General features: G+C 74.3%; 16 protein-coding genes. 9 read left to right on the plus strand and 7 right to left on the minus strand.

The annotated features are described in order from the left end of the window. Window positions 1-47 precede the first annotated feature (47 nt). Window positions 48-707, plus strand: a complete 660-nt coding sequence (eda, locus tag ACIRFH_RS08060) for a bifunctional 4-hydroxy-2-oxoglutarate aldolase/2-dehydro-3-deoxy-phosphogluconate aldolase (protein WP_403518016.1) — start codon at window positions 48-50, stop codon at window positions 705-707. Here the strand turns inward: eda and ACIRFH_RS08065 are convergent. The 3 genes from ACIRFH_RS08065 to ACIRFH_RS08075 are packed head-to-tail and all read right to left on the minus strand — an operon-like array spanning window position 682 to window position 3,737. Then, window positions 682-2,079, minus strand: a complete 1,398-nt coding sequence (locus ACIRFH_RS08065) for a bifunctional RNase H/acid phosphatase (protein WP_403518259.1) — start codon at window positions 2,077-2,079, stop codon at window positions 682-684. The genes eda and ACIRFH_RS08065 overlap by 26 nt on opposite strands. A 60-nt stretch (window positions 2,080-2,139) precedes the next feature. After that, on the minus strand, window positions 2,140-2,883 hold the full coding sequence (locus ACIRFH_RS08070) for a zinc ribbon domain-containing protein (protein WP_403518260.1): 744 nt from the start codon (window positions 2,881-2,883) through the stop codon (window positions 2,140-2,142). After that, the gene (locus tag ACIRFH_RS08075) at window positions 2,880-3,737 is read right to left on the minus strand and encodes a Nif3-like dinuclear metal center hexameric protein (protein WP_403518018.1); all 858 of its coding nucleotides are present in this window, start codon (window positions 3,735-3,737) and stop codon (window positions 2,880-2,882) included. The genes ACIRFH_RS08070 and ACIRFH_RS08075 overlap by 4 nt, the downstream gene beginning before the upstream one ends. Window positions 3,738-3,935: 198 nt before the next feature. Between ACIRFH_RS08075 and ACIRFH_RS08080 the strand changes: the two genes are divergently transcribed. Next, window positions 3,936-5,108 (plus strand): hypothetical protein, encoded by a 1,173-nt coding sequence (locus ACIRFH_RS08080; RefSeq protein ID WP_403518020.1) that lies wholly within the window; start codon window positions 3,936-3,938, stop codon window positions 5,106-5,108. Window positions 5,109-5,205: 97 nt separating this feature from the next. Further along, window positions 5,206-5,373, plus strand: a complete 168-nt coding sequence (locus tag ACIRFH_RS08085; protein ID WP_225639020.1) for a hypothetical protein — start codon at window positions 5,206-5,208, stop codon at window positions 5,371-5,373. A gap of 128 nt (window positions 5,374-5,501) precedes the next feature. Here ACIRFH_RS08085 and ACIRFH_RS08090 read toward each other — a convergent pair whose 3' ends face one another. After that, the gene (locus ACIRFH_RS08090) at window positions 5,502-6,392 is read right to left on the minus strand and encodes a MaoC/PaaZ C-terminal domain-containing protein (protein WP_403518022.1); all 891 of its coding nucleotides are present in this window, start codon (window positions 6,390-6,392) and stop codon (window positions 5,502-5,504) included. A gap of 470 nt (window positions 6,393-6,862) precedes the next feature. Between ACIRFH_RS08090 and ACIRFH_RS08095 the strand changes: the two genes are divergently transcribed. The 6 genes from ACIRFH_RS08095 (at window position 6,863) to ACIRFH_RS08120 (ending at window position 12,050) form a co-directional block, all read left to right on the plus strand. Next, window positions 6,863-8,602, plus strand: a complete 1,740-nt coding sequence (locus tag ACIRFH_RS08095; protein ID WP_403518024.1) for an MFS transporter — start codon at window positions 6,863-6,865, stop codon at window positions 8,600-8,602. A 110-nt stretch (window positions 8,603-8,712) separates the two neighbouring features. Further along, on the plus strand, window positions 8,713-9,363 hold the full coding sequence (locus ACIRFH_RS08100) for a class I SAM-dependent methyltransferase (RefSeq protein WP_403518027.1): 651 nt from the start codon (window positions 8,713-8,715) through the stop codon (window positions 9,361-9,363). A 35-nt stretch (window positions 9,364-9,398) separates the two neighbouring features. After that, window positions 9,399-9,662 carry a hypothetical protein gene (locus tag ACIRFH_RS08105; RefSeq protein WP_403518028.1) on the plus strand — a complete coding sequence of 88 codons (264 nt, stop codon included), beginning with the start codon at window positions 9,399-9,401 and terminating at the stop codon, window positions 9,660-9,662. A gap of 33 nt (window positions 9,663-9,695) precedes the next feature. Beyond that, a complete protein-coding gene (locus ACIRFH_RS08110) occupies window positions 9,696-10,685 on the plus strand; it encodes an N-acetylmuramoyl-L-alanine amidase (protein WP_403518030.1) in 990 nt (329 codons plus the stop codon). A 157-nt stretch (window positions 10,686-10,842) separates the two neighbouring features. Next, window positions 10,843-11,667, plus strand: a complete 825-nt coding sequence (locus ACIRFH_RS08115) for a hypothetical protein (protein WP_403518032.1) — start codon at window positions 10,843-10,845, stop codon at window positions 11,665-11,667. Between the two features lie 95 nt (window positions 11,668-11,762). Continuing rightward, on the plus strand, window positions 11,763-12,050 hold the full coding sequence (locus ACIRFH_RS08120) for a hypothetical protein (RefSeq protein WP_403518033.1): 288 nt from the start codon (window positions 11,763-11,765) through the stop codon (window positions 12,048-12,050). A gap of 16 nt (window positions 12,051-12,066) precedes the next feature. Here the strand turns inward: ACIRFH_RS08120 and ACIRFH_RS08125 are convergent, their stop codons facing one another. Genes ACIRFH_RS08125 through ACIRFH_RS08135 form a run of 3 tightly spaced genes read right to left on the minus strand, consistent with a single transcriptional unit; the run spans window position 12,067 to window position 15,265 of the window. Beyond that, entirely contained in the window at window positions 12,067-13,155 is a 1,089-nt protein-coding gene (locus ACIRFH_RS08125; RefSeq protein WP_403518035.1) for a prenyltransferase, read from the minus strand. After that, window positions 13,152-13,886, minus strand: coding sequence for a class I SAM-dependent methyltransferase (locus ACIRFH_RS08130; protein ID WP_403518037.1), 735 nt, complete (start codon window positions 13,884-13,886; stop codon window positions 13,152-13,154). Before ACIRFH_RS08130 ends, ACIRFH_RS08125 begins: the two co-directional genes overlap by 4 nt. Continuing rightward, on the minus strand, window positions 13,880-15,265 hold the full coding sequence (locus tag ACIRFH_RS08135; RefSeq protein ID WP_403518038.1) for a glycosyltransferase family 4 protein: 1,386 nt from the start codon (window positions 15,263-15,265) through the stop codon (window positions 13,880-13,882). The genes ACIRFH_RS08130 and ACIRFH_RS08135 overlap by 7 nt, the downstream gene beginning before the upstream one ends. Window positions 15,266-15,477 lie beyond the last annotated feature (212 nt).

Consider the following 15,477-nt stretch of genomic DNA (forward strand, 5'->3'; position numbering starts at 1 on the left):
GCGCAACGATAATTGCGGAGGATGCACTCCGAGGGCACGATGAGGCCATGACCTCACCGCTGCCCTCCTCCCCGTCCGCCTCGGTCCTGAATCTCGCGCCCGTCGTTCCCGTCGTGGTCGTCGACGACCTCGCGGACGCCGTACCGCTCGCCCGGGCGCTCGTCGCCGGCGGGCTGCCCGCGATCGAGGTCACGCTGCGGACGCCGGTCGCCGTCGACGCGATCCGGGCGATCGCCGGGGAGGTGCCGGGCGCGGTGGTCGGCGCGGGGACGGTGATCACGCCGGAGCAGGTGGGCCAGGTGGTGGCGGCCGGGGCGCGGTTCCTGGTCAGCCCGGGGTGGACGGACGCGCTGCTGGCGGCGATGCGGGCGTCCGGGGTGCCGTTCCTGCCGGGGGTGTCGACCACGTCGGAGGTGGTGGCGCTGCTGGAGCGCGGGGTGCGGGAGATGAAGTTCTTCCCGGCCGAGGCCGCGGGCGGCACCGCCTATCTCAAGGCCCTCGCCGCCCCGCTGCCGCAGGCCCGTTTCTGCCCGACCGGCGGCATCGGACCGGACTCCGCGCCGGAGTACCTCGCGCTGCCCAACGTCGGTTGCGTCGGGGGAAGCTGGATGCTGCCGAAGGACGCCGTCGCCGGGCGCGACTGGGCGCGGGTCGAGGCGCTGGCCCGCGCGGCGGCGGGGCTCAGCGCAGGTGCGACGTCTCGTTGAACAGGCGGACGCTGGCGCCGCCGTCGGCGTAGTACGCCACGGCCGACAGCGAGGCCGCCGACAGTTCCATGCGGAACAGCGACTCGGGCGGGGCGCCGAGGGCGAGCTGGACGAACGTCTTGATCGGCGTCACGTGCGTGACCAGCAGGACGGTGCGGCCCGCGTAGGCGGCGACCAGCCTGTCGCGGGTGGCGGCGATGCGGGCGCCGGTCGCCGCGAAGCTCTCGCCGCCACCGGTCGGCTCGGCCTCCGGGGAGGCCAGCCAGGCGTTCAGATCGTCCGGGTAGCGCTCGCGCACCTCGGCGAAGGTGAGTCCCTCCCAGGCCCCGAAGTCGGTCTCGCGCAGGCCCTCGTCGACCGTCACCTCCAGGCCGAGGCGGGCGGCGACGACGGCGGCGGTCTCGCGGGTGCGGGCCAGCGGGGACGCGACGATCGCCTGGACCGTGCCGCGTCGGGCGAGGCCCTCGGCGACCCTGGCGGCCTGCTCGCGGCCGACGGCGGACAGCGACGGGTCGCTGCCGCCGCTCCCGGAGAACCGCTTCTGCGGCGTCAGGGGCGTCTCCCCGTGCCGGAGCAGCACGAAGGTGGCGGGGGCGCCCAGGTCGGGCGGGCCCCAGCCGGGCGAGGCCACGGTCCTGGCGGCCCGTACGTCGCCGTCGGCGGAGGCGTCGGCGGCGTCGGCGGCGGCGACATCGGCGGTGGTGGCGGCAGGAGCGGAGGCGCGGGCGCCGGTCGCGGTCCCGGCACCGGTCCGCGCCGCCTGGGCGACGCGCTCGTCCTCGGCGGCACCGGCACCCTGCCCGGCCGGTTCGACGGTCCGTGCGGCGGCGCCCGCGGCAGCCCGACGTCCGCCCGCACCGGCCTCCGCCTCACCCCCGGCGCGACCGCCCCGGACGGTGCGACCGCCGCCGGCGCCCGCCGTGTCCAGTTCCGCCGTCGACGTCGACGGGGACCACCGCTCGCCGCGGGCCCCCGCGTCCATCGCCTCGTTGGCCAGGCGGTCGGCGTGCTTGTTGCTCGCCCGGGGGATCCACTCGTAGGTCACCCGGCCCGGCGGGAAGACGCGCGCCGCCTCGGCCGCGAGCGGCTTCATGTCGGGGTGCTTGATCTTCCAGCGGCCCGACATCTGCTCGACGACGAGCTTGGAGTCCATTCGGACGTGGACGGACGCCGACGGGTCCAGCTCGCGCGCGGCGCGCAGGCCGGCCAGCAGGCCCCGGTACTCGGCGACGTTGTTCGTGGCGACGCCGAGGTACTCGGCGGCCTCGGCCAGGGTCTCCCCCGTCGCCGCGTCGCTGACCACCGCGCCGTAGCCCGCGGGCCCCGGGTTGCCCCGCGACCCGCCGTCGGCCTCCACGACGAACTCCCGCACCGGACCCGTCGCCGGATCTGCCGCCGGATCTGCCCCCGCGCTCGCCACCGGACCGGCCCCCTACAGCCCGGAGTCGGCCGTGCGCACGAGGATGCGGCGGCAGTTCTCGCAGCGTACGACCGTGTCGGGCGCCGCCGAGCGGATCTCGCTCAGCTCGGTGATGGCCAGCTCCTGGCGGCATCCCTGGCAGGTGCGCTGGTACAGCTTGGCCGCGCCGACGCCGCCCTGCTGCTCGCGCAGCTTGTCGTAGAGCTTCAGCAGGTCCGCGGGGATCGTGGCCGCGACGACCTCGCGCTCCTTGGCCACCGAGGCCGCCTCGCCGTCGAGCTGCCCGACGGCCGCGTCCCGGCGCCCGGTGGCGTCGTCGATCTTCGCCTGGACGGAGGCGACCCGCCCGGTCAGCTCGCCGACGCGCTCCTGCGCGGACTCGCGGCGCTCCATCACCTCCAGGACGATGTCCTCGAGGTCGCCCTGCCGCTTGGCGAGGGAGACGATCTCGCGCTGGAGATTCTCCAGGTCCTTCGGGGAGGTGACGGCACCGGAGTCCAGGCGCTGCTGGTCGCGGACGGCGCGCTGGCGCACCTGGTCCACGTCCTGCTCGGCCTTGGTCTGCTCGCGGGCGCAGTCGCTCTCCTCGGTCTGCGCGGCGACGAGCAGGTCGCGCAGCTGGGTGAGGTCCTTGGTCAGCGCCTCGATCTCGGCGTGCTCGGGCAGCGACCGCTTCTTGTGCGCGAGCTGCTGGAGGCGGACGTCGAGGCCCTGGAGGTCGAGGAGTCGGATCTGGTCGGCGGGCGCGGCGTTCAGTTGGGGGCTCCCATGGTGTCGGCTGTGGTGGTGGACGCCGCGTGGGCGGTCCAGGGGTCGGTGACCGTCCTGGAGACGTGGACCCTCAGGTCCCATCCGTTGCGGTCGGAGATCTCGTCGAGCTGGGCTGCGGCCAGCTCGCACCAGGGCCACTCGGTGGCCCAGTGCGCGGCGTCGAGCAGCGCGAGAGAACTGTGGGCGCGGGCCTCCGACGCCGGGTGGTGGCGCAGGTCCGCGGTGAGGAAGGCGTCGACGCCGGCCGCCCGTACGTGGTCGAAGAGGCTGTCGCCGGAGCCGCCGCTGACGGCGACCGTGTGGACCACCGCCTCGGGGTCGCCGGCGACGCGGACGCCCTGCGCGGTGGCGGGCAGCCGCTCGGCGGCGCGGGCGGCGAGTTCGCGGACGGTGAGCGGGTGCTCGGGTTCACAGACGCGGCCCAGGCCGCGGCGGCCCCGGGGGTCGGACGGGTCCGGCACCAGGGGGCGTACGACGCGGAGGTCGAGGGCGCCGGCCAGCGCGTCGGAGACGCCGGGGTCGGCGGTGTCGGCGTTGGTGTGGGCGACGTGCAGCGCGATGTCGTTCTTGATGAGCGTGTGCACCACGCGGCCCTTGAAGGTGGAGGCCGCGACCGTCGTCGTCCCGCGCAGGTACAGCGGGTGGTGGGTGACGAGCAGGCCGGCGCCCAGCTTCACCGCCTCGTCGACGATCTCCTGGACGGGGTCGACGGCGAACAGGACCCGGGAGACCTCCTGGCCGGGGTCGCCCACGACGGTGCCGACCGCGTCCCAGGACTCGGCCCGCTCGGCGGGCCACAGGTTCTCCAGCGCGGCGATGACTTCTGACAGACGGGGCACGCACGCAAGGCTACCTGGAGGTTCTGGGCCGTTGTACCCGCCGCGTGCCGTGCCGGGCGCACCGGCGCCGTGCAGCACACTCCTCGCCCTTTCCTCAGGCGAATCGTTCCTGCGCCACACGTATGTGTGATGGGGGCGGTCTCCGCTCCCCCGGCTGTGCGTACGAAAACTACCTTCATCACCGGAGGTGACCGAACGATGACGGCCTGTGCTATCGAGCCCTCGGCGGACCGGGGGAACGGAGGTCCGGAGAACGACGGGACACCGCGGCCGGCCTGCGCCATCACCGCGGAGGGGGCCTACGCCGCGCGCCTCGCCCCGGCCGGTGACTCCTGGTACCCGGAGCGCTGGACCCTGGACGGCCCGGAGCCGTACGCGGTGCCGTTGCCCGGCGACCAGCCGGAGGAGCCCGGCACCGAGGTGCAGCCGATGGCCGACGGTCGGGTCCTGGTCCACCGCGTCGCGGCCGGGCGGCATCTCTTCGCGCTGTTGTACCCGACCGGTCCGGGCACCGGCGAGCAGCCGCTCGGCGCGATCGAGTGCCCGGACGACGCCGGGCGGCTGCGGCTGCTGCCGCCGGCACCGGGCGGCGAGCGGGCGTACGCCCTGGCCGTCGGCCCGCGCTCGACGGCGCTGTGGCAGGTGGCGGGGGGCGCCTCCGGGCCCGAGCACCTCGCGGAGATCCCCGGCCGCTGCTCGGGCGGGGTCTGGCTGGACCGCGAGGGGCGGATGCTGGCCGTGGACCGGGAGACCGGCGGGTGCACCAAGGCGGTCGTGGTGGACCTGGGGTGCGGCGGCGAGGTGTCGCCGCTGCTGCAGATCGCCGCGGACAGCGACGATCGGATGCTGCTGGCCGACCCGGACAGCGGGCTGGTGCTGATCCGCTCGGACGCGCCCTCGCCGGGACGTGCCCGGCTGGGCTGGGGGGTGCTGGGCAGCACCCTGCCGGTGCGGTTCCCGGAGTGCCTGCGGCTGCCGGACTGCGCCGTGACGCCGTTCGCGGTCCAGCCGGGTCAGATGCTGACGCCGGAGCGCTGCGCGGTGGCGTTGCGGGTGGACGGCGCGCGGGGCAGCTGGGTCGCGGTGTGGCGGCCCGCCGAGCGGCGGGTACGGCACCTCGCGGCGCCCGAGGGCTGGCTGACGGGGGCCGGGCTGTGGACGGCGGGCGGTGAGCTGCGTCTGCCGTACGCCACCCGGGAGTCGCCGTGCGGGGTGGCACGGCTGACGGTGCCCTTCACCGAGGACGAGGAGGCGGACGGCGCGGAGCGCCGGGCCCCGGCCGGAGCGACGGAAGCGGAGGCTCCGGACCCCTCTCCATCACGCCCGGTTCCGCTCCAACAGGCCCCGCTCGCACGGCTTGTAACGAACTAGTGCCGGTTGGCGTGATCGCCTGGATCCGGGCCGTGGTGTGCCGGTTACACTCGCCCGGCTGTAGGAAAGATCATGTTGACGGGGTGAATTCCTTCCGATGAACGACACCAGCACGACCCAGCCGATCCAGGCCGCCGGTGCCGACGTTCGCGAGACCGACACCGGCCACGGCCGGCACCGGGGACCGGTCTCCAGTCAGGACGGCGCGGCCACGCCGCGCGGCCGCCACCGCAAGCCGGTGGAGGAGACCGAGTCGGCGGCCTGACGGCCCGCCGGGACACACGGAGCACAAGGCCACGGCCCCGCCCGTCGCATCCGACGGGCGGGGCCGTGGCCGTCGCCGGTCCTGGCCGTCGCCGGTCCGTCCCGCGGGTGCGTCCCGCCGCCCCGCGGTCAGTCGTGGCGTACGACGGTGTCGGCGAGGACGGCCGCTTCGCCCCGCCCGGGCGCGCTCACGGCCACCCGCACGACGCCCGCGGCACCCGCGCCGTCACCGTCGTCATCGCCGGTCCGCCACATCCGCACCCGCAGCGTCTCCCCCGGGTACACGACGCCGGCGAACCGCGTGCGGTACTCGCGCACCCGGGTCACGTCGCCGTCGAGCAGTGTGTCGACGACGGTCCTGAGGGTGCTGCCGTAGGTGCACAGTCCGTGCAGGACGGGCCGGCCGAAGCCGGCGCGCGCGGCGAACTCCGGGTCGGCGTGCAGGGGGTTGAGGTCGCCGGACAGCCGGTACAGCAGGGCCTGGTCCTCGCGGACGGGGCGCTCCACGACCAGGTCGGGCTCCCCGGCGGGCGGCGGCCCCGGGCGTCCGGACGGTCCCCGCTCGCCGCCCCAGCCGCCCTCGCCCCGTACGAAGACCTCCGCCTCCTCGGTCCACAGCGGGCCACGGGCGTCCGTGACCTCGGTGCGCAGGACGAGTACGGCCGCGGTGCCCTTGTCGTGCACGGCGACGACGCGCGAGGCCGCCCTCGCGCGGCCCCGCACCGGAAGGGGCCGGTGCGGGCGCAGGTTCTGTCCGCCGTGCAGGACCCGGGCGAGGTCGACGTCGACGCCGGGCACGGACAGGGCGCGGATCACGCCCGGGGGGCCGCCGCCGGCGACGGTGGCGAAGCTCGGCAGGACGTGCAGCCGGGACTCCAGCGTGTAGCGCAGCTCGCGCGGATCGGTGGCGGGGACGCCCGCGCCGATGCCGAGGTGGTAGAGCAGGACGTCCCTGGCGTCCCAGGAGATCTCCCGCACACGGGGTCCGGCGGCGAGCGCCTCGGCTGCGTCGATGGGCATGACCCTCCCGGTGTCACCGTCGTGGACAGCCCCGACCGTACGGGACGCCGGGCATCCGGGACATGCGCTCGTCGCGGGCGAGGACGACGTACCGGTGTCGCCCTCGCGCTTGACGCTGATCGTCCTGACCCGGCCGGGCACGGGCCGGTGCCGGTGCACCCGCACGTGCCCGACGCCTTGCAGCCTGACGCGGGTCCGGGTCAGGCGGCGTGCCGCCCCAGCGGCAGCCGTCGCCGCCCCTGCCCTGGGCGAGGCCCGTCGGCAGGGCTGGCTCCAGCCGCGACACCCACCCGCCCCGGCCCTCGGGCACCCGGACGCCCGGACACCCCGGGTACATGCACGCGCAAAGAGAAGGTCAAGAAATCGTTAGGGGCTCGAAGCAACGGAATAGTTGCCTGGGCGCACGAGGTTCAGCCTGCACACATCACGCATCGCATTCGCTCGACTCCTCGGCCTGGAGGCCTCACCCAATGTCCCACACGACGACCGACGAGCCCGCCCGGCGAGTGAGCGGGGCCACCGTCCCGGTGCTCGCCTTCGCGGGCATCGTCGTCGCGGTGATGCAGACCCTGCTCGTGCCGGTCATCAAGGACCTGCCCCGACTCCTGGACACCACGCCCAGCAACGCCACCTGGGTCCTGACCTCCACGCTCCTGTCCGGAGCCGTAGCCACGCCGATCATGGGCCGCCTCGGCGACCTGTACGGCAAGCGGCGCATGCTGATCGCCAGTCTGGCCGTGATGGTGGCCGGCGCGCTCGTCAGCGCCTTCACCGACGCCCTGCTGCCCATGATCGTCGGCCGTACGTTCCAGGGCTTCGCGATGGGCGCCATACCCCTCGGCATCGGCCTGATGCGCGACATGCTGCCGCGGGAGCGGCTCGGCTCGGCGATGGCCCTCATGAGCTCCTCGATCGGCGTCGGCGGCGGCCTCGCGCTGCCCGCCGCCGCACTGGTCGCCCAGCACACGGACTGGCACGCCCTGTTCTACGGCGCCGCCGGCCTCGGCGTTCTCTCCATCGCGCTGACCCTCCTCGTCGTACCGGAGTCCCCGCTGCGGGCGAAGGGCTCCTTCGACCTGCCCGGCGCGCTCGGCCTCTCCGCCGGCCTGGTCCTCTTCCTGCTGCCGATCACCAAGGGCAGCGACTGGGGCTGGGGGTCGGCCACCACGCTCGGCCTGTTCGCCGCCGCCGTCGTGGTCCTGCTGCTGTGGGGCCTGATGGAGCTGCGCGTCGCGGCCCCGCTGGTCGACCTGCGCACCACGGCCCGCCGCGAGGTGCTCCTCACCAACCTCGCCTCGATCATGGTCGGCGTCGCCTTCTACGTCGTCTCCCTCGTCCTGCCCCAGCTCCTCCAGCTGCCCTCCGCCACCGGCTACGGCCTCGGGCAGTCGATGATCGTCGCGGGCCTGTGCGTGGCGCCGCTGGGCCTGACGATGATGTTCACGGCGCCGGTGTACGCCCGGCTGTCCGCCCGCTACGGCCCGCGCACCACGCTGATCATCGGCCTGCTGGTCATCGCGGTCGGCTACGGCGGCGGCCTCGGCCTGATGAGCGCCGCCTGGCAGACCGTCGTCACCTCGGTGCTGCTCGGCGCGGGCATCGGTCTCGCCTACTCGTCGCTGCCGGCGCTGATCGTGGGGGCCGTCCCGGCCTCGGAGACGGGTGCGGCCAACGGCCTCAACACCCTGATGCGGTCCATCGGCACGTCGGTGTCGAGCGCCGTGATCGGCATGGTGCTCGCCAACACCTCGACCACCGTCGGGGGTGTGGCGATCCCGACCATGCACGGTTTCCGGGTCTCGTTCCTGATCGCCACCGGCGCGGTCGCGGCCGGTCTCGTGCTGGCCTTCTTCCTGCCGCGCAGGCGCCCGGAGGCCACCACGCAACTGCGGGCGAGCAGCGAGGAGGACGCGAACCTGGCCCGCGCCGAGGAGGCGCTGCGGGGCTTCCGCGGCCGGGTGCTGGCCGCGGACGGCGCGCCCGTCGCCCGTGCCAAGGTCACGCTGATCGACCGCCACGGCCGTCAGGCGGGCGCGACCCTGACCGCCGGGGACGGCAGCTACACGCTCGCCGTGCCCGCCGAGGGCCCGTACGTGCTGGCCGCCCGCGCCGCGGGCCACGGCCCGCTCGCCCACGCGGCGACGCACGCGGGCGACGAGCGGCCGGTCGACCTGGACCTGTCCCTGCCGGGCGACACGGTCTCCGCCTGATCCGCGCCGGCCGCCCGCCGCGCCTTCCGTCCGCACCCCCTGTCGCGCCGCGCGGCGGGGGGTGCGGCAGCATGGGGCGCCGGCACGCACGTACGACCGGGAGGAACCCCATGCCCGCGGCACCCACACCGGAGATCCTGGCCGCCTTCGACGCCGCGAAGGGGTTCATGCCCGCGCACGAGGGACTGGCGCTGTACGCGGCGGCGGCCGAGGCGGGCGGGCTCGGACTGCCGCTCCTGGAGGTCGGCACGTACTGCGGGCGCTCCACGCTGCTGATCGCCGACGCGGCCCGCCGGGCGGGGGTCACCGCGCTCACCGTCGACCACCACCGGGGCAGCGAGGAGCAGCAGCCGGGCTGGGACTACCACGATCCGGAGACGGTCGACGCCGAACTCGGCGTGATGGACACGCTCCCCGCCTTCCGCCGCACCCTGCACCGGGCCGGTCTGGAGGAGCACGTGGTGGCCCTCGTCGGCCGCTCGCCCCAGATCGCGGCCCTGTGGGACTCCCCCCTCGGCCTGGTCTTCGTCGACGGCGGCCACACCGACGAGCACGCGAACGCCGACTACGAGGGCTGGGCCCCGCACGTGGCCGACGGCGGCCTGCTGGTCATCCACGACGTCTTCCCGGACCCGGCCGACGAGTTCACCGGCCAAGCCCCCTACCGCGTCTACCTCCGGGCCCTCGCGTCGGGCGCGTTCACCGAGGTCTCGGCGACCGACTCGCTGCGCGTCCTGCGGCGGACGGGCACGGGGATCTGAGGGCGCCTGCGGCCGCCGTGTGCGAGGGTTCGGCCATGAGCAGTGACTACGACCGCGTCCGCACCGGCATCGAGTTCATGACCGCCTACGTCTCCGGGGACGACCTGCTGGCCGAGTACGTCGCCGAGCGGCGCCGTGAGGACCCGCTGGCGACGGAGGCCCTGATGGACGGCGCGGCCGCGCTCTGCGCCCAACTGCTGCGCACCATGGCCCGGGTGACGGGCAAGACCGAGCACGAGCTCCTGCAGGAGCTGGCCCGCGGCACCTACCGGCACGAGCAGCAGTCCGGGGACGACTGACCGGACGCCCGGGCGGCCTCTAAGGTGGCTGACGTGTCGTACACAGGCCCGGACCTCGATCCACCCCGACCCCGTCGTTCCCCCCTGCGTCGCCCGCTGATCGTGGCGCTCGCCGCGCTCGTCCCCGGTGCGCTGCTCGGGTGGGGGGTGTACGCCGCGGTCGGCGGTCCGGACGGCGGAGGCGGCGGCACGGGCCGGGCGGCCGGTGCGCCGGCGTCGTCGGCCTCGTCCTCCGGTGGTCCTGCCTCCCCCACCGCGGACGCGAAGACGCCCACCGGTGGCGCCTCTTCCTCCTCGGACGGCAAGCCCTCCGCGCCTCCGCCGACGTCCGCGCCCGCCGCCGGTTCCGGACCGCTGAAGGGCAAGGTCGTCGTCATCGACCCGGGGCACAACCCGGGCAACTTCCGGCACCCGTCCGAGATCAACCGCAAGGTGGACATCGGTACGAACCGGAAGGAGTGCGACACGACGGGCACGTCCACCGACACCGGGTGGCCCGAGGCCGAGTTCACGCTCGACGTGGCCCACCGGCTGCGCACGCTCCTGGAGGCGCAGGGCGCCACGGTGAAGCTGACGCAGGACGACGACCGCCCCTACGGACCCTGCGTGGACGAGCGGGCCCGGATCGGCAACGAGGCGCGTGCGGACGCCGCGATCTCCATCCACGCCGACGGCGCGGGCGCCGGCGACCGAGGCTTCCACGTCATCCTGCCGGGCACCGTGCACGCGGGTGCCGCCGACACCCGCGCCATCGTCGCCCCCTCCGCCGAGCTCGGCCGGCGGATCGCGGGCAACTTCGTCCGCGTCACGGGCACCGCGCCCGCCGACTACCTCGGCGGCGGCACCGGTCTGGTCACGCGCACGGATCTGGGCGGTCTCAATCTGTCAACGGTTCCCAAGGTGTTCATCGAGTGCGGCAACATGCGTGACAGCGAGGACGCGGCGCTGCTGACCAGCGGCAGTTGGCGGCAGAAGGCGGCACGGGGGATGTCCGAGGGAATCGTGGGGTTCCTGCGCGGGTAGTGACAGCCGCCCGGATCTCTGCGGACAGTCCCGGCGTGCGGACGATAGTGTCTCCGTACGATGAGGGGTCACCCCCGCGCTTCCCATCAGGGCCCGACGGCGACATGGTGACAGCGACGCCTCTACCGACGACGAGACGACCTACGAAGGACCTGAAGTGAATATCCGCTCCCTCACTCGAGGCGACGGCGTGGTGATCGGAGCAGCGGTGTTGCTGTTCATCGCGTCGTTCTTCGACCTCTACTCGATCGACGGCGTGCCCGACAGCGTCGACATGCCCAACCTGTGGGAAAGCGGGCCGGTCCTGATGGGGGTCGTCCTCGCGGGCATCATCGGCGCCGTGCTCGTCGTGGTCGCCCGGGGGCTGCCGCAGCCCAAGAAGGTCGCCGGGCTCGACCTCGGGCAGTTCGGCGCCGCCTTCGCGATCTTCGCCGCGTGGAGCGCGCTCGGCAACGTCTTCGACCCGGCCGGCGGCACCGACAACTTCGGGGGCTCCGGCGACGGCCCGGACGCGGGCACGGGCCTGATCCTCGCCCTCGTCGCGACGCTGGTCATGGCCGTCGGCGCCCTCGCCACCCCCCTCGTCCCCGCCCTCAGGGCCGCGCTCGTCCCGGCCCCCCGCCCGGCAGCGCCGCAGCCCTACGGCGCCCAGCCGCAGGGCGGTTACGGCTACCCGGGCGCGGGTGCGCCGCAGCAGCCGTACGGCGCACAGCCGGGCCAGCCGTCGTTCGGCGGCCAGCCGCAGGCCCCGCAGCCGCAGCAGGCGCAGGCGCAGCCGGCCGGGGACTTCTCGCCGTTCTGGTTCGCCGTGCCGGTGCCGCGTCCGCTGTTCGCGGAGGACGGCTCGCCGACGCCGATCGCCGAACTGGCGCCGGGCACCTGGTACCTGGCCGTCGAGCAGCGCGGCGCGAACCTGGTCGCCCAGACGCAGGACGGCCGTCGCGGCGTCCTCCAGGACACCTCGGGCATCCAGCGCGGCTGACCCCCGAACCCCAACGGCCCTCCGTCCGGACGCAGTTCCGGACGGAGGGCCGTTCGCACAGGTTTCCGCTCGCCTTGCGGGGTCATACGCAAGGCATGTCCAGACACCACGGTTCCAGTTCCGCGGGACGAGCCATCGCGATCGTCGCGGACGTCATGGCCCTCATCCTCGGCCTGTGGATACTGATGTACCTGTTGGACGCCAACCGGGCCAACGACCTGGTGCGGTTCGTCCACGACACGGCCGACGTACTGGCCGGCTGGTCACGAGACCTCTTCACGTTCGACGAGGCCTGGGCGCGCGTCGTCGCCGGGTACGGCCTGGCCGCCGTGGTCTACCTCTTCGTCGGCCACGCCATCGCCAACCGGCTCGGCCACCGCTGACCGCTCGAGCAGCCGCTCAGACGCAGCAGTCCGGGTCGAGGCCCCTCGGCAGCCGGTCGCCGGAGAAGACCTGGCAGGTCGCCTCGTGGCCGCCGAGCGCGGCGACGGCGAGCAGCAGGGAACCGGCCGTCCAGGTGGTCAGTTCGCGCGGCCAGACGACCTGGTCGTCGAAGACGTACCCCGTCCAGTACAGGCCGCTGTCCGCGTCCCGCAGGTGCTGGATGGACTGGAGGATCTCCAGGGCGCGGTCGGACTCGCCCACCGCCCACAGCGCGAGGGCGAGTTCGGCCGACTCGCCGCCCGTCACCCAGGGGTTGGGGACGACGCAGCGCACGCCGAGGCCCGGGACGACGAAGCGGTCCCAGCTCTCCTCGATGCGGGAGCGGGCCTCGGTGCCGGTCAGCGCGCCGCCCAGGACGGGGTAGTACCAGTCCATCGAGTAGCGGCCCTTGTCCAGGAACCGCTCCGGGTGGCGCCGGATGGCGTGCCGCAGCGCGCCCACCGCCAGCTCCCAGTCGGGCTGCGGCTCTTCGCGCTGCTCGGCGATGGCCAGCGCGCAGCGCAGCGCGTGGTGGATGGAGGAACTCCCGGTGAGGAGCGCGTCCTTCGTCGGGGTGCCGTCGTCGTCGCGCCGCCAGCCGATCTGCCCGCCGGGCTGCTGGAGCCGCAGGACGAACTCGGTCGCGGCGACGACGACCGGCCACATCCGGTCCAGGAACGTGTCGTCGCCGGTGGCGAGGTAGTGGTGCCAGACGCCCACGCAGACGTAGGCGACGAAGTTGGTCTCGCGGCCGCGGTCGGTGACGTCGGCGAAGTCGCCGTCGGCGTAGGCGGCGTACCAGGAGCCGTCCTCGTTCTGGTGCCGGGCCAGCCACGTGTACGCCCGCCCGGCGGCGTCGTGCTCGCCGGCCGCGTCGAGGGCCATCGCCGCCTCGACGTGGTCCCAGGGGTCGAGGTGGTGTCCGCGGAACCACGGGATGGCGCCGTCCTCGCGCTGCACGGCGAGGATGCCGCGGACGGTGGCGGTGGCCTGCTCGTCGGTGAGGACGCCGGGCAGCACGAGGTGTTCCGCGCGGGGGGTGCGAGGACTCCGGGACGACGTCACGCGGCGTCCACCGGCGGGAGGTGCGGCTTGGTCGCGTAGGCCACGAAGCTCTTGCCGATCAGCGGGTTGAGCGCCTGCTCGGCGACCTTCGTCGCCAGCGGCTTCTTCATGATGTCCCAGACCAGCAGCTTGTGGTACGCCCGCACGGGCAGCGCCTTGTCGTTGTCGACGCCGAAGGCGCACTTCAGCCACCAGTACGGCGAGTGCAGCGCGTGCGCGTGGTGGGTGCCGTAGGGCTTCAGGCCCGCCTCGCGGATGCGGGCGAGGAGTTCGTCCGCCTTGTAGATGCGGATGTGGCCGCCCTCGACCTCGTGGTAGGCGTCGGACAGCGTCCAGCAGACCTTCTCGGGGCCGTAGCGCGGCACGGTGATGGCGATGCGGCCGCCGGGCTTGAGGACGCGGACCATCTCGGCGAGGACGCCCTTGTCGTCGGGGATGTGCTCCATCACCTCGGAGATGATGACGACGTCGAAGGACTCGTCCGGGAAGGGCAGGGCCAGCGCGTCGCCCTCCATGGCGGTGGCGGTGGCCCCGGCCGGTGCCTCACCGGCCTCCTTCATCGCGGCGAACCACTTGGCGACCTCGCGGATCTCCTCGCCGTTCTGGTCCAGCGCCACGACCCGGGCGCCGCGCCGGTAGCACTCGAACGCGTGCCGGCCGGCGCCGCAGCCGAGGTCCAGGACGCGGTCGCCGGGGGCGAGCGGGAACCGGGAGAAGTCGACGGTCAGCACGTGGCCCTGCTTTCGGGGTAGACGCCGGTGTCACTGGTGGCCGGGGTCGCGGACACGATCCTCGGGGTGGTCGTGGCGGAGGCGCCGATGGCCTCGCGGTAGCGGGCGACCGTGCCCTCGGCGGCGCGGGCCCAGGTGAAGTGGCGCAGCACGCGGTCGCGTCCGGCCGCGCCGAGCCGGGCGCGCAGCTCCGGGTCGCCGAGCAGCCGGTTCAGTCCGGCGGCCAGCGCCCCCGCGTCGCCGGGCGGCACGGCGAGGCAGGTCTCCCCGTCGCGTCCGGCGACCTCCGGGACGGCCCCGCCGGTCGTGGCGAGCAGCGCGGTGCCGGTCGCCATGGCCTCGGCGGCGGGCAGCGAGAACCCCTCGTACAGGGACGGCACGCAGGCGACCTCGGCCGAGCGGACGAGGTCGACGAGTTCGGCGTCCGAGATGCCCTTGACGAACTCGACGGCGCCGTCGAGGCCGTACCGCTCGATCGCCTGGGCGACGGGGCCCTCGGCGGGGCGCTTGCCGACGACGACGAGGTGGGCGTCGGGCTGCTCGGTGCGGACCTTGGCCAGCGCCTCGACGAGGAAGACGAGGCCCTTGAGCGGCACGTCCGCGCTGGACGTGGTCACGATCCGGCCCGGCACCTGCGGCACCGAGGGGTCGGGCGAGAACAGGTCGGTGTCGGCGCCGATGTGGACGACGTGGATGCGGTCGTCCCGGACGCCGAGGTGGTCGACGATCTCCTGGCGGGAGGTGCCGGAGACGGTGAGCACGGACGGCAGGCGGCGGGCGACGCGCTTCTGCATGCGGGTGAAGGCGTACCAGCGGCGCACGGAGTAGCGGCGCTTCCAGCCGTCGGCGGCGTCCAGCTCCAGCTGCCGGTCCACGGTGATGGGGTGGTGGATGGTGGTGACCAGGGGGGCGCCGACGTCGCCGAGGAGGCCGTACCCGAGGGTCTGGTTGTCGTGGACGACGTCGAAGTCGCCGCGGCGGGCGCGCAGGTGGCGGCGGGCGCGCAGCGAGAACGTCAGAGGTTCGGGGAAGCCGCCGGTCCACATGGTGGCGACCTCGAGGGCGTCGACCCAGTCGCGGTACTCGTCGCGCTTGGGGGTGCGGAAGGGGTCCGGCTGGCGGTAGAGGTCGAGGCTCGGCAGCTCGGTGAGGGACAGACGGTCGCCGTGGCCCTCGTCGAGCACGGGGTAGGGCTGGGCGCCGATGACCTCGACGCGGTGGCCGAGGCGGGCCAGTTCGCGCGAGAGGTGGCGGACGTAGACGCCCTGGCCGCCGCAGAACGGGTTTCCCTTGTAGGTGAGGAGTGCGATGCGGAGCGCTCGCAAGCCGTCGGCGGCGGGCTCCTGACGGGGTCCCGCCTGACTGGCCTCAGCGGTCACCCTGGGCCCCTCTCTCCCTGCTTCGTCCCGCGACACTATGCCGGGACGTTGATCTGGAACAACTCTCGGACTTGATCGTCAGAGGCTCCGAATCTACCGGCAGGTAGGGGTGCTGTGACGAGTGGATCAGGTGATTCGCGCCACCACGGGACACCCGGCGGGGCATCCCTCGGGAGACCCGCCGGGGCACCCGTCGGGACGTCCCTCGGGCC

Source organism: Streptomyces sp. NPDC093586 (genome assembly GCF_044764905.1).
Classification (GTDB): domain Bacteria; phylum Actinomycetota; class Actinomycetes; order Streptomycetales; family Streptomycetaceae; genus Streptomyces.

Bases quoted from the DNA above. Each gene is read 5' to 3' on its own strand.
- eda (WP_403518016.1), top strand. From the start codon at position 48: ATGACCTCACCGCTGCCCTCCTCCCCGTCCGCCTCGGTCCTGAATCTC.
- ACIRFH_RS08080 (WP_403518020.1), top strand. From the start codon at position 3,936: ATGACGGCCTGTGCTATCGAGCCCTCGGCGGACCGGGGGAACGGAGGT.
- ACIRFH_RS08085 (WP_225639020.1), top strand. From the start codon at position 5,206: ATGAACGACACCAGCACGACCCAGCCGATCCAGGCCGCCGGTGCCGAC.
- ACIRFH_RS08090 (WP_403518022.1), bottom strand. From the start codon at position 6,392: ATGCCCATCGACGCAGCCGAGGCGCTCGCCGCCGGACCCCGTGTGCGG.
- ACIRFH_RS08095 (WP_403518024.1), top strand. From the start codon at position 6,863: ATGTCCCACACGACGACCGACGAGCCCGCCCGGCGAGTGAGCGGGGCC.
- ACIRFH_RS08100 (WP_403518027.1), top strand. From the start codon at position 8,713: ATGCCCGCGGCACCCACACCGGAGATCCTGGCCGCCTTCGACGCCGCG.
- ACIRFH_RS08105 (WP_403518028.1), top strand. From the start codon at position 9,399: ATGAGCAGTGACTACGACCGCGTCCGCACCGGCATCGAGTTCATGACC.
- ACIRFH_RS08120 (WP_403518033.1), top strand. From the start codon at position 11,763: ATGTCCAGACACCACGGTTCCAGTTCCGCGGGACGAGCCATCGCGATC.